This window comes from Limimaricola hongkongensis DSM 17492 (assembly GCF_000600975.2).
Lineage (GTDB): Bacteria > Pseudomonadota > Alphaproteobacteria > Rhodobacterales > Rhodobacteraceae > Limimaricola > Limimaricola hongkongensis.
Map to the genome: position 1 here is coordinate 136,487 of NZ_KK088653.1, position 12,246 is coordinate 148,732.

The window sequence follows — 12,246 nt, forward strand, 5'->3', positions numbered from 1 at the left end:
GGCCCAGCCGCTGGCCGGGACGTGGCGCGAATCTGCCGCTTCGGGCGCAGGCGGCGGCGCGGTCTTCGCGTGGCCGCAATCGGTGGGTAAGGGCGGGTCACCGCACAGGCTGACCAAGGATGAATGGCCCAGATGTCCATTGCGAATACTCTCGAACGTCAGATGCTCGACCTCGTCAATGACGAGCGGACGGAGCGTGGACTGACCCCGCTGTCGCTGGAACGCAATCTCAACGCATCAAGCGAGGATCACAGCAGCTGGATGCTGCGAAACGACGTCTTCTCGCATACCGGTGCCAATGGCTCCTCCGCGACCGAGCGGATGCGCGATGCCGATTTCGATTTCTCCGGCGGCTGGGCCTCGGGCGAGAACCTCGCCTGGCAATCCGAACGCGGTGCGCCCGGCCTGGCCGATGACGTGATCGACCTGCACGAATCGCTGATGAACAGCCCCGGCCACCGCGCCAATATCCTGAACCCGAATTTCGAGGTGATCGGCATCGGCATCGAGAGCGGCGATTTCAAGGGCTGGGACGGGGTCATGGTCACCCAGAACTTCGCCCGTACCGGGGGCGCGGTAGAGCTCGACACCGGCGCTGCCGCGCCCCGGCCCGTCGACACGCCGCCTGCCCGCAACAGCGCCCCGGCGGTCGAGGTCGACGACATCGTGCTGGCCAAGGTGCAGGGCGGTCGCAGGACCAAGCTCGACAAGCATTTGCAGACCGAGGATGCGGAGGGCGACGCCATCGAATGGTTCGAGCTGCGCGACACGGCGGGGCGCGACAATTTCATCTTTCGCGGCGAAGGGCGCATCGATGCCGACGCGCCGTATCGGGTCGATGCGGATGATCTCGACATGATCCGCGTCCGGGTGAATGCCCGCCTCGGCGAGACGACGCTTCAGGTCCGCGCCTCGGATGGCGAGGATGTCGGCGCGTGGGAGACGTTCACCCTGACCACCTTCGGCGCGGACGACATGCAGTTCGCCTGATCCGGGCCGCGCGGCGCCGTCTTGCCGCTAACTATGCCGGAAAACGACAATGGCCGCGCCCTTTCGGGGCGCGGCCATTGCCTTGCACGGGCCGGGGCGCGGATCAGGCGTGGATCGCGCCGTCACCCAGCGCCAGCGCCGCTTCGCGCACGGCCTCGGAATAGGTCGGGTGGGCGTGGCAGGTGCGCGCGATGTCCTCGGCGGCCGCGCCGAACTCCATCGCCACGCAGACCTCGTGGATCAGGTCGCCGGCCATCGGGCCGATGATGTGGGCGCCGAGCACGCGGTCGGTCTCCTTGTCGGCGAGGATCTTCACGAAGCCCTCGGCCGAATGGTTGGCCTTGGCGCGGGCATTGCCCAGGAACGGGAACTTGCCGACCTTGTAGCCGCGGCCCTCTTCCTTGAGCTGCTCCTCGGTCTTGCCGACGGTGGCCACCTCGGGGTGGGTGTAGACCACGCCCGGGATCACCTCGTAGTTCACATGGCCCTTCTGACCGGCGAGGATCTCGGCGATCGCCACGCCCTCGTCCTCGGCCTTGTGCGCCAGCATCAGGCCGGGCACCGCGTCGCCGATCGCATAGATGCCGTCGACGCTGGTCTTGAAGTGGTCGTCGATTTTCACCTGACCGCGCTCGGTCATCTCGACGCCCAGCTCCTTGAGCCCGAGCCCCTCGACGTAAGGCTTGCGGCCCGTGGCCACGAGCACGGTGTCGACGGTCAGGCTCTCCTCGCTGTCATCCTTGCGGCTCTTCCAGGTGACGGTGGCCTGGCCGTCCTTGGTCTCGACGCCCTGCACCGCGGCGCCGAGCACGAATTTCAGCCCCTGCTTGGTGAGGATCTTCTGGAAGTTGCGGGCGACCTCGGCGTCCATGCCCGGCGTGATCGCGTCGAGATACTCGACCACGGTCACTTCCGCGCCGAGGCGGCGATAGACCGAGCCCAGCTCTAGCCCGATGACGCCGGCGCCGATCACCACCATCTTCTCGGGGATCTTTCCCAGCTCCAGCGCGCCGGTCGAGGTCACGACGGTCTTCTCGTCGATCTCGACATTGGGGATCGAGGAGGGGACGGAGCCGGTGGCGATGACGATGTTCTTGGCGTCATGCGTCTCGTCGCCGACCTTGACCTTGCCGGCCTCGGGGATCGAGCCCCAGCCCTTGAGCCAGTCGATCTTGTTCTTCTTGAACAGGAATTCGATGCCGCCGGTGTTCTGGCCGATGGTCTCGTTCTTGTAGGCGAGCATCTGCTCCCAGTCGACGGTCGGCGTTTCGGCCTTGAGCCCCATCTTGGCAAAGTTGTGCTCGGCCTCGTGCAGCGCGTGGGTGGCGTGCAAGAGCGCCTTGGAGGGGATGCAGCCGATGTTGAGGCAGGTGCCGCCCAGCGTCTCGCGCCCTTCGACCACCGCGGTCTTGAGGCCGAGCTGGGCCGCCTTGATGGCGCAGACATAGCCGCCGGGGCCGGAGCCGATGACGATGAGATCGTAGGATGCCATGGAGTGTCTCCTGTGGGTGTCAGACGAGGGCCAGGCCGATCATCGCGATGGTGGCGAGAAACCCCACCAGCCAGATCAGCGAGCGCCAGGGGCGCAGCCCGAAGAAATAGGCGGGGACATAGAGAATCCGCGCGCCGAGATAGGTCCAGGCGAGAACGCCCGAGAGCCCGGTGGTCTTGTCGCCGAGGATCAGCACGGTGACGGCGAGGGTGAACAGGATCAGCCCCTCGAAATGGTTGTTCAGCGCCCGGTAGAGCCGCCCCGTGCGGGCGCTGGCCTGCTCTTCGAGCGGGCGGCCCAGCCGCGCGGGATCGCGCGGCGAGAGCGTCTTGGCAAAGCCCAGCTCCATGTTGGCGCGCAGCGACAGCCAGGCGAACTGCGCGCCCTGCAACAGCCCCGCATAGGCCAGCGCTTGCAGCTCGGGCGCCATCAGCGGCGGCTCCCGTCGTTCAGAGCGCGGCGATGTAGAGATAGAGCGTGGCAAAAAAGCCCAGCCCCCAGACGCCCGTGCGCGCCCACGGGATGCCCGCCGGGTAGAGCAGCGCGTAGGCGGCCCGCGCGAACAAGAAGACCTGCGCCGCCAGCAGCGTGCCGCCGCCAAAGCCCTCGCGCGCGGCGAGGATCAGCACCGCAGGCGCGAAGAGCGCCATCGCGGTGACCGAGTTGGCGACGCAGCGCTCCATCCGACCCGCCACGCCGGTCAGCCTGGGCATGTCGTCGCGCGGCTGGGCCAACCGGGGCAGGCCGACCTGTGACATGGCAAAGAGCACCTGAACGACGATCAACACGAGCACCAGAAGCCCGTAGAGCGCCAGAATATCGAGTTCGCTTGACATGAAACCCCTCCCGCAACCGGACACCACGCGCCAAGTGTAGCACGGTCGCGCGTGGCGCGTGGTCCGAAGCGGAAGGGGTCATCTCAGACGGTCTCGAGAAACGTGCAGGTCATGGCGCCGCCAAAACCCTGCTCCTTGGCGATCCAGGCTTCGGCCCGCTTGCGGTCGTTGACCTCGAACAGCACCAGCACGGTGGAGCCGTGATCGGCGTCTCGCCAGATCTGCAGCTGGCTCAGCCCGGCCTGCATCCGTTCCTCGTAATCATCGTCGAAGGCGGTCTTCCACGAGGCATAGTCGGGGGTGTCGATCTGGCAGAGCATCTGCATGGGGCGCGCCTTTCCTGAGCAACGGGGGCCGGGCTCAGCGCCCGGCCCCGCGCGGGGTTCACAGATCCATCAGCAGCCGGCGCGGATCCTCGAGCGCCTCCTTGACGCGCACGAGGAAGGTCACGGCGCCCTTGCCGTCGACGATGCGGTGATCGTAGCTCAGCGCCAGATACATCATCGGCCGGATCTCGACCTTGCCGTTGATCGCCATCGGGCGTTCCTGGATCTTGTGCATCCCGAGGATGCCCGACTGCGGCGGGTTCAGGATCGGCGAGGACATCAGCGAGCCGTAGACGCCGCCATTGGAGATGGTGAAGGAGCCGCCCTGCATGTCGGCCATGCCGAGCTTGCCGTCGCGCGCCTTCACGCCCATCTCGGCGATCGATTTCTCGATCTCGGCGAAACCCATGCTGTCGGCGTTGCGGATCACCGGCACCACGAGGCCGTTCGGCGTGCCGACCGCGACGCCCATGTGGACGTAGTTCTTGTAGACAACGTGATCGCCGTCGATCTCGGCGTTGACGTCCGGGACCTCTTTGAGCGCGTGCACGCAGGCCTTGGTGAAGAACGACATGAAGCCGAGCTTCACGCCGTGCTTCTTCTCGAACAGCGCCTTGTACTCGTTGCGCAGCTCCATCACCGCGGTCATGTCCACCTCGTTATAGGTGGTCAGCATCGCGGCGGTGTTCTGCGCCTCCTTGAGGCGGCGGGCGATGGTCTGGCGCAGGCGGGTCATCTTGACCCGCTCCTCGCGGTCGGCGTCGTCGGACGACACCGGGCCGCGCGCGGCGGGCTTGGACGCCTCGGCGGATTTGGGCGTGTTGAGCGCCTTCAGCACGTCTTCCTTCATGACCCGGCCATCCTTGCCGGTGCCCTTGACGTCGCCGGATTTCAGGTCGTTCTCGGCCATCAGCTTCTTGGCCGAGGGCGCGTCCTCGGTGTCGCCCTTGGCCTCGCCCTTTTCGGCGGGCTCGCCCTTCGGATCGCCGGAGACATTGGTGGCCTCCTGCTGCTCCTTGGGGCCGTCCTCGGCCGGGGCCTCGGGCGCGGACTTGGCGGGGGCGTCGCCCTCGCTGACCTGCGCCAGCAGCGCGTCGACACCGACGGTGTCGCCCTCGTTCGCGACGATTTCCGACAGGGTGCCGGCGACGGGGGAGGGGACCTCCACCGTCACCTTGTCGGTTTCGAGCTCGCACAGCATCTCGTCCACCGCGACGGCATCGCCGGGTTTCTTGAACCAGGTGGCGACGGTCGCTTCCGAGACGCTCTCGCCGAGGGTGGGGACGCGGACTTCGGTGCTCATTCTCAGTTTCCTTCGATGCTCAGCGCTTCGTTCACCAGCGCTTCCTGTTGGGCCTTGTGCTGGCTGGCGAGGCCGGTCGCGGGCGAGGCGCTCGCGTGGCGGCCGACGTAACGGGGGCGCTTATGCGCGGCGTCGATCCGGCTCAGCACCCATTCGATGTTGGGCTCGATGAAGCTCCAGGCGCCCTGGTTCTTGGGCTCTTCCTGGCACCACACCATCTCGGCGCCCTTGAAGCGGTCGAGTTCCTTCACGAGGCTCAGCGCCGGGAAGGGATAGAACTGCTCGATCCGCATCAGGTAGACGTCGTCCAACCCGCGCGCGTCACGCTCCTCAAGCAGGTCGTAATAGACCTTGCCCGAGCACATCACGACGCGCTTGATCTCCGAATCCGGCTTCAGCTCGGTGTCGCTGTGGCCCTTTTCGGCGTCGTCCCACAGCACGCGGTGGAAGGACGAGCCGGTGGTGAAATCCTCGGCGTCCGAGATCGCCATCTTGTGGCGCAACAGCGATTTCGGCGTCATCAGCACCAGCGGCTTGCGGAACGACCGGTGCAGCTGCCGGCGCAGGATGTGGAAGTAGTTCGCCGGGGTCGAGCAGTTGGCGACGATCCAGTTGTCCTGACCGCACATCTGCAAGAACCGCTCGAGCCGCGCCGAGGAGTGCTCGGGGCCCTGGCCCTCATAGCCATGCGGCAGCAGCATCACGAGGCCCGACATGCGCAGCCACTTGCTCTCGCCGGACGAGATGAACTGGTCGAACATGATCTGCGCGCCGTTGGCGAAATCGCCGAACTGCGCCTCCCACATCACCAGAGCATTGGGTTCGGCCAGCGTGTAGCCATACTCGAAGCCCAGCACCGCGTATTCCGAGAGCATCGAGTCGATGACCTCGTAGCGCGCCTGCCCGTCGCGGATGTTGTTGAGCGGGTAGTAGCGGTCCTCGTTCTCCTGGTTGATGAAGGCCGAGTGGCGCTGGCTGAAGGTGCCGCGCGTGCTGTCCTGTCCCGACAGGCGCACCGGGTAGCCTTCGGTCAGAAGCGAGCCGAAGGCGAGCGCCTCGGCGGTGGCCCAGTCGAAGCCCTCGCCGCTTTCGAACATCTTGCCCTTGGCGTCGAGCAGGCGGTTGATCGTGCGATGCAGCGGGAACCCCTCGGGCGCGCGGGTGAGCGCGCGGCCGATCTCGGTCATGGTCTTCTCGTCGATCGCGGTCTGGCCGCGCTGATAGCTTTCGTGATCGCGCCGGTCGAGATGGCTCCAGCGCCCGTCGAGCCAGTCGGCCTTGTTCGGGCGATAGGATTTGCCGGCCTCGAACTCCTCGCTCAGCATCGCCTGGAACTGGGTCTTCATGTCCTCGATCTCGCCCTCAGGGATCAGCCCGTCGCGGACGAGCCGCTCGGTATAGAGCGTGAGCGTGGTCTTCTGGTTCTTGATCTTCTTGTACATCACCGGGTTGGTGAACATGGGCTCGTCGCCCTCGTTGTGACCAAAGCGGCGGTAGCAGAAGATGTCGATCACCACGTCCTTGTGGAACTTCTGCCGGAACTCGGTCGCCACCTTGGCGGCGTGCACCACGGCCTCGGGGTCGTCGCCGTTGACGTGGAAGATCGGCGCCTCGACCATCAGCGCGATGTCGGTCGGGTAAGGGGACGAGCGCGAGAAATGCGGCGCGGTGGTAAAGCCGATCTGGTTGTTCACCACGATGTGGATCGTGCCGCCGGTGCGGTGTCCGACGAGCCCCGACAGGCCGAAGCCCTCGGCCACGACGCCTTGGCCCGCGAAGGCCGCATCGCCATGCAGCAGGATCGGGATCACCTGCGTGCGGTCGGTATCGCCGAGCTGGCTCTGCTTGGCGCGCGCCTTGCCGAGCACGACCGGGTTCACCGCTTCGAGATGGGAGGGGTTGGCGGTCAGCGACAGGTGCACCTTGTTGCCGTCGAACTCGCGGTCGGAACTGGCGCCGAGGTGATACTTCACGTCGCCCGACCCGTCGACTTCCTCGGGCTTGAAGCTGCCGCCCTGGAACTCGTGGAAGATCGCGCGGTAGGGTTTCTGCATGACGTTGGCGAGCACCGACAGCCGGCCGCGATGCGGCATGCCGACCACCACGTCCTTCACGCCGAGGCTGCCGCCGCGCTTGATGATCTGTTCCATCGCCGGGATCAGCGCTTCGCCGCCATCGAGGCCGAAGCGCTTGGTGCCCATGTATTTCACATGCAGGAACTTCTCGAAGCCCTCGGCCTCGACCAGCTTGTTGAGGATGGCGCGGCGGCCCTCCTCGGTGAACTTCACTTCCTTGCCGTAGCCCTCGATCCGCTCCTTGAGCCAGGCCGATTGCTCGGGGTCACTGATATGCATGTATTGCAGCGCGAAGGTGCCGCAATAGGTGCGCTTCACCAGCGCGAGGATCTCGTTCATCGACGCGATCTCGAGCCCGAGCACGTTGTCGATGAAGATCGGCCGGTCCATGTCGGATTTGGTGAAGCCGTAATTCGCGGGGTCCAGCTCGGGATGCGCGGTTTCCTCGCGCAGGCCCAAGGGATCGAGATCGGCGGCGAGATGGCCGCGGATCCGGTAGGCGCGGATGATCATCAGCGCCCGGATGCTGTCGAGCACGGCGGCGCGCAGCTGCTGCTCGGACAGGCCCACGCCCTTTTCGGCGGCCTTGGCGGCGATCTTGTCGCGCGCGCCCTTGGCCTCGGCGGGGGCGGCCCACTGGCCGTCGAGCGCGGCCGTCAGGTCGTCATTGGGCTGCATCGGCCAGTCGGCGCGCGCCCATGACGGGCCTGCGGCCTCGGCGCGGGCGTCCGAACCGGTGTCGCCGAGGCTGCGGAAGAACTCCTGCCAGGCCTCGTCGACGCTCGAGGGGTTCTCGGCATAGCGCGCGTGAAGCTGTTCGATGTAGTCGGCGTTCGTGCCCTGCAGAAAGCTGGAGGCGTGGAACACGTCGTTGGGGCTGTGCTCGGTCATGGCAGGATCCTCGATCCTCGGACGAAAAAATGGCGGCGCGCGGGCCGCGGGGTCAGGTAGGGCGCGGTCGCCCCTTGTCATGGGCGGGGGCGCAGACGCCCCCGCCCCAAGTCGCGATCAGCCGATCGCCTTCTTCACGGCCTCGCCCAGCGTGGCGGGGCTGTCGGCGACCACGATCCCGGCGGATTTCATCGCCTCGATCTTGCTCTCGGCGTCGCCCTTGCCGCCCGACACGATGGCGCCGGCATGGCCCATGCGGCGGCCCGGAGGGGCGGTGCGCCCGGCGATGAAGCCGGCGGTGGGCTTCCAGCGGCCCTTCTTGCGCTGCGCGGCGAGGAACTCGGCGGCCTCTTCCTCGGCGGTGCCGCCGATCTCGCCGATCATGATGATCGACTGGGTCTCGTCATCGTCGAGGAACATGTCGAGGATATCGATATGCTCGGACCCCTTGATCGGGTCGCCGCCGATGCCGACGGCCGTGGACTGGCCGAGGCCCATGTCGGAGGTCTGCTTGACCGCCTCGTAGGTCAGCGTGCCCGAGCGCGAGACCACGCCCACGGAGCCGCGCTTGTGGATGTGGCCGGGCATGATGCCGATCTTGCAGGCGTCGGGGGTGATGACGCCGGGGCAGTTCGGCCCGATCAGGCGGGTCTTGGAGTTCTCCAGCGCCCGCTTGACCTTCATCATGTCGAGCACCGGGATGCCTTCGGTGATGCAGATCACCAGCTCCATCTCGGCGTCGATCGCCTCCATGATGGAATCCGCGGCAAACGGCGGCGGCACGTAGATGACCGACGCATTGGCCTCGGTCTTGGCCTTCGCCTCGTGCACGCTGTCGAACACCGGCAGGTCGAGATGCGTCTGGCCGCCCTTGCCGGGGGTGACGCCGCCGACCATCCTGGTGCCGTAGGCCACGGCCTGCTCGGTGTGGAAGGTGCCCTGGCTGCCGGTCAGGCCCTGGCAGATGACCTTGGTGTTTTCGTCGACGAGAATCGCCATTGCTGTTATCCCTTCACCGCTTTGACGATCTTCTCGGCGGCGTCGGACAGGTTGTCCGCCGCGATCACGTCGAGACCGGAATTGTTGATGATCTCCTTGCCCTGATCGACATTCGTCCCTTCGAGACGCACGACCAGCGGCACCTGCAGACCGACTTCCTTGACGGCCGCGATCACGCCTTCGGCGATGACGTCGCAGCGCATGATGCCGCCGAAGATGTTGACGAGGATGCCTTTGACGTTCTCGTCCGAGGTGATGATCTTGAACGCCTCGGTCACCTTCTCCTTGGTGGCGCCGCCGCCCACGTCGAGGAAGTTGGCGGGTTCCGCGCCCTTGAGCTTGATGATGTCCATCGTCGCCATGGCGAGGCCCGCGCCGTTGACCATGCAGCCGATCTCGCCGTCGAGCGCGATGTAGTTCAGGTCGTATTTCGAGGCGGCCAGCTCCTTGCTGTCCTCCTCGGTCTCGTCGCGCAGGGCGGCGATGTCGTCATGGCGGTAGATCGCGTTGCCGTCGAAGCCCATCTTGGCGTCGAGGCATTTCAGGTCGCCCTTGTCGGTGACGATCAGCGGGTTGATTTCCAGCATCTCCATGTCCTTCTCGATGAAGAGACGATAGAGCGTGTCCATCAGCTTGACGCACTGCTTGACCTGCTGACCCTTGAGGCCGAGCGAAAAGGCGATGCGGCGGCCATGATAGGGCTGGTAGCCGGTGGCCGGATCGACGGAGAAGGACAGGATCTTCTCGGGTGTCTTGTCGGCGACCTCCTCGATGTCCATGCCGCCCTCGGTCGAGCAGACGAAGGAGACGCGGGACGTGGCGCGATCGACCAGAAGCGCGAGGTAGAGCTCGGTCTCGATCTCCGAGCCGTCCTCGATGTAGATCCGGTTGACCTGCTTGCCCGCCGGGCCGGTCTGGTGCGTGACCAGCGTGCGGCCGAGCATCTTCTTGGCTTCTTCGGCGGCCTCTTCGACCGAACGGGCGAGGCGGACGCCGCCCTTTTCGCCGGCATCGGCTTCCTTGAAGCTGCCCTTGCCGCGGCCGCCCGCGTGGATCTGCGCCTTCACGACCCAAAGCGGGCCGTCGAGCTCGCCCGCCGCGGTCTTCGCCTCTTCCGCGCGCATCACCGGACGCCCGTCGGAGACGGGCGCGCCGTAGCTGCGCAGAAGGGCCTTGGCCTGGTATTCGTGGATGTTCATGGACCGGTCCTCGGTTGCCGTGATTTGGCCCCTTCAAACATAGTGCAGGGCGCAGAAGAACAGGTTTCTGCGATGCTTCGGGGAAAAACCGGCAGTTGTGATCACAGCTTGAAAAGCTGTGATCACACTCTGGTGGCCGGGAATCGCCATGGCCGGAGCCGCGCCGGGTAGGGCGATTCGTCGCAGGCCCGCGGCCCGGCCGGGCCGCGGATCATGACAGGGGTCGGTGGATCAGATGAAGGGACGCCGCAGGTCGCCCAGAAAGGTCCGCCAGCCGGTGCGATGCCGCTTGGGCCGTGCGGGGGTACCGGTGCCGGGGTGGACGAAACGCGCGATGGTCTGGTCCGCGCCAAGCAGCTCGGCCAGCTTTTCGGCCTGCGGCGGGGTCAGCAGCTCCGAGAGGTCGAACGGCGTGTCCGGTGAGCCGGCCGGGCGCTGGTGCAGCGACGGGCTGTGCAGCATGCGTGGCGCGGTGAAGGCCGGGCCGAGATTCATGAAGGGCTTCAGGAACAGCGCGTTGTATTCGGGCGGCAGCACATGCAGCCGCAGGTCGCTGACATAGAGCAGCTGCCGCAGCGTGAGCTGGTCGAATTTCTGGTCGCCGCGGTGGACGCGTTCGTGCCAGGCGTCGAGAAAGGCGCGTGTCTCGGCGCTGCGGCGCAGCGCCACGAGGCCCGAATTGAGCTGCGGAAACGCCGCGGGGACGTCGCCATCCGGCGATTGCGTGCGGTTGCGCAGATCGTTGCGGCGTTGTTCGGCGCACAGCGCGATGTCGAAGCGGTCGAGCACCCCGAACAGGTCGTCGAACGGCGCCAGCGCGACCGTGTCGGCATCCATGTAGATGCTGCGTTCGAAGCGCGACCGGCGCAGCGCCTCGATCTTGGGGCGTTGGGTGGGGTGTTCGACCAGATGGACCCGGTCGAACACCGCGTCGTCGAGCGGCGCATCGGTGAACAGGTCGATCTGCGCATCCGGGACCACCCGGCGCAGGGACCGGGCGGACTTGCGGGCGAGGGTGACGTATCCCTCGCCCGTGGCCGCGTAGATATAGCCGTGGCTCAAAGTCAGGCCAGGCTGGAATCGATGCCCTTGCAGGCATCGACCAGGCCGCGCACGGCCTCGACCGACTTGTCGAACATCGCCTGCTCGTCGCGGTTCATCTTGATGTCGATGACCCGCTCGACGCCGCCGGCGCCGATCACGGTCGGCACGCCGACATACATGCCGTTCAGGCCGAGCGCGCCGTCGACATAGGCGGCGCAGGGCAGGACGCGCTTCTGGTCCTTGAGATAGGCCTCGGCCATCTCGATGGCGCTGGTCGCGGGCGCATAGAAGGCCGAGCCGGTCTTCAGCAGGCCGACGATCTCGGCGCCGCCGTCACGGGTGCGCTGGATGATCGCGTCGAGCTTTTCCTGCGTGGTCCAGCCCATCTGCACCAGGTCGGGCAGGGGGATGCCGCCGACGGTCGAATAGCGGGCCAGCGGCACCATGGTGTCGCCATGGCCGCCCAGCACGAAGGCCGAGACGTCGCGCATGGAAACATCGAATTCGAGGCTCAGGAAGTGCCGGAACCGCGCGCTGTCGAGCACGCCGGCCATGCCGCAGACCTTCTCGTGCGGCAGGCCCGAAAATTCGCGCAGGGCCCAGACCATCGCGTCGAGCGGGTTGGTGATGCAGATGACGAAGGCGTTCGGCGCGTGCTTGGCGATGCCTTCGCCGACCGACTTCATGACCTTGAGGTTGATGCCAAGCAGGTCGTCGCGGCTCATGCCGGGCTTGCGCGGCACGCCGGCGGTGACGATGCACACGTCGGCACCGGCGATGTCGGCATAGTCGTTGGTGCCCTTGAGAGTGGCGTCGAAGCCCTCGGCCGGACCGGATTCGGCAATGTCCAGCGCCTTGCCCTGGGGGGTGCCTTCGGCGATGTCGAACAGCACGACATCGCCGAGTTCCTTGATCGCGGCGAGATGGGCGAGAGTGCCGCCGATCTGACCGGCGCCGATGAGGGCGATCTTGGGTCTGGCCATGAATGGCTCCTGTCGAGAATGTGTTTGCGAGGCTTTGCCTAAGCCGCGCGCGGCAGGCTTGCAAGCCTGCCGCGCGCAAGCGGGCCGTCTGACCCCGGATGTTTGCGC

General features: G+C 66.4%; 11 protein-coding genes. 1 reads left to right on the plus strand and 10 read right to left on the minus strand.

Annotated features, from left to right (window positions below; genetic code table 11):
• Nucleotides 1–132 precede the first annotated feature (132 nt).
• Nucleotides 133–990: a CAP domain-containing protein gene (locus LOKHON_RS15720; protein WP_081610621.1), complete on the plus strand. Its 858-nt coding sequence runs from the start codon at nucleotides 133–135 to the stop codon at nucleotides 988–990.
• A gap of 103 nt (nucleotides 991–1,093) precedes the next feature.
• Here LOKHON_RS15720 and lpdA read toward each other — a convergent pair whose 3' ends face one another.
• The 10 genes from lpdA to mdh all read right to left on the minus strand — a co-directional run bounded on the left by lpdA (nucleotide 1,094) and on the right by mdh (nucleotide 12,138).
• Nucleotides 1,094–2,482 (minus strand): dihydrolipoyl dehydrogenase, encoded by a 1,389-nt coding sequence (gene lpdA, locus LOKHON_RS11185; protein ID WP_017929231.1) that lies wholly within the window; start codon nucleotides 2,480–2,482, stop codon nucleotides 1,094–1,096.
• Between the two features lie 19 nt (nucleotides 2,483–2,501).
• A complete protein-coding gene (locus tag LOKHON_RS11190) occupies nucleotides 2,502–2,912 on the minus strand; it encodes an MAPEG family protein (protein ID WP_017929232.1) in 411 nt (136 codons plus the stop codon).
• 19 nt (nucleotides 2,913–2,931) lie between these two features.
• Nucleotides 2,932–3,318, minus strand: a complete 387-nt coding sequence (locus LOKHON_RS11195; RefSeq protein WP_017929233.1) for an MAPEG family protein — start codon at nucleotides 3,316–3,318, stop codon at nucleotides 2,932–2,934.
• 83 nt (nucleotides 3,319–3,401) lie between these two features.
• On the minus strand, nucleotides 3,402–3,644 hold the full coding sequence (locus tag LOKHON_RS11200) for a hypothetical protein (RefSeq protein WP_017929234.1): 243 nt from the start codon (nucleotides 3,642–3,644) through the stop codon (nucleotides 3,402–3,404).
• Nucleotides 3,645–3,702: 58 nt separating this feature from the next.
• Nucleotides 3,703–4,947, minus strand: coding sequence for a 2-oxoglutarate dehydrogenase complex dihydrolipoyllysine-residue succinyltransferase (odhB, locus tag LOKHON_RS11205; RefSeq protein ID WP_017929235.1), 1,245 nt, complete (start codon nucleotides 4,945–4,947; stop codon nucleotides 3,703–3,705).
• 2 nt (nucleotides 4,948–4,949) lie between these two features.
• Nucleotides 4,950–7,913 (minus strand): 2-oxoglutarate dehydrogenase E1 component, encoded by a 2,964-nt coding sequence (locus tag LOKHON_RS11210; protein WP_017929236.1) that lies wholly within the window; start codon nucleotides 7,911–7,913, stop codon nucleotides 4,950–4,952.
• Nucleotides 7,914–8,030: 117 nt separating this feature from the next.
• Nucleotides 8,031–8,912: a succinate--CoA ligase subunit alpha gene (sucD, locus tag LOKHON_RS11215; RefSeq protein ID WP_017929237.1), complete on the minus strand. Its 882-nt coding sequence runs from the start codon at nucleotides 8,910–8,912 to the stop codon at nucleotides 8,031–8,033.
• A gap of 5 nt (nucleotides 8,913–8,917) precedes the next feature.
• A complete protein-coding gene (sucC, locus tag LOKHON_RS11220; protein ID WP_017929238.1) occupies nucleotides 8,918–10,111 on the minus strand; it encodes an ADP-forming succinate--CoA ligase subunit beta in 1,194 nt (397 codons plus the stop codon).
• 231 nt (nucleotides 10,112–10,342) lie between these two features.
• Nucleotides 10,343–11,173, minus strand: coding sequence for a putative nucleotide-diphospho-sugar transferase (locus tag LOKHON_RS11225; protein WP_017929239.1), 831 nt, complete (start codon nucleotides 11,171–11,173; stop codon nucleotides 10,343–10,345).
• 2 nt (nucleotides 11,174–11,175) lie between these two features.
• Nucleotides 11,176–12,138, minus strand: a complete 963-nt coding sequence (mdh, locus tag LOKHON_RS11230; RefSeq protein WP_017929240.1) for a malate dehydrogenase — start codon at nucleotides 12,136–12,138, stop codon at nucleotides 11,176–11,178.
• Nucleotides 12,139–12,246: the final 108 nt, after the last annotated feature.

Excerpts from the sequence above, each read along its gene's own strand:
- LOKHON_RS11210 (WP_017929236.1), bottom strand. The coding sequence starts at position 7,913 with ATGACCGAGCACAGCCCCAACGACGTGTTCCACGCCTCCAGCTTTCTG.
- LOKHON_RS11200 (WP_017929234.1), bottom strand. The coding sequence starts at position 3,644 with ATGCAGATGCTCTGCCAGATCGACACCCCCGACTATGCCTCGTGGAAG.
- mdh (WP_017929240.1), bottom strand. The coding sequence starts at position 12,138 with ATGGCCAGACCCAAGATCGCCCTCATCGGCGCCGGTCAGATCGGCGGC.
- LOKHON_RS15720 (WP_081610621.1), top strand. The coding sequence starts at position 133 with ATGTCCATTGCGAATACTCTCGAACGTCAGATGCTCGACCTCGTCAAT.
- LOKHON_RS11195 (WP_017929233.1), bottom strand. The coding sequence starts at position 3,318 with ATGTCAAGCGAACTCGATATTCTGGCGCTCTACGGGCTTCTGGTGCTC.
- odhB (WP_017929235.1), bottom strand. The coding sequence starts at position 4,947 with ATGAGCACCGAAGTCCGCGTCCCCACCCTCGGCGAGAGCGTCTCGGAA.
- sucC (WP_017929238.1), bottom strand. The coding sequence starts at position 10,111 with ATGAACATCCACGAATACCAGGCCAAGGCCCTTCTGCGCAGCTACGGC.
- sucD (WP_017929237.1), bottom strand. The coding sequence starts at position 8,912 with ATGGCGATTCTCGTCGACGAAAACACCAAGGTCATCTGCCAGGGCCTG.
- lpdA (WP_017929231.1), bottom strand. The coding sequence starts at position 2,482 with ATGGCATCCTACGATCTCATCGTCATCGGCTCCGGCCCCGGCGGCTAT.
- LOKHON_RS11190 (WP_017929232.1), bottom strand. The coding sequence starts at position 2,912 with ATGGCGCCCGAGCTGCAAGCGCTGGCCTATGCGGGGCTGTTGCAGGGC.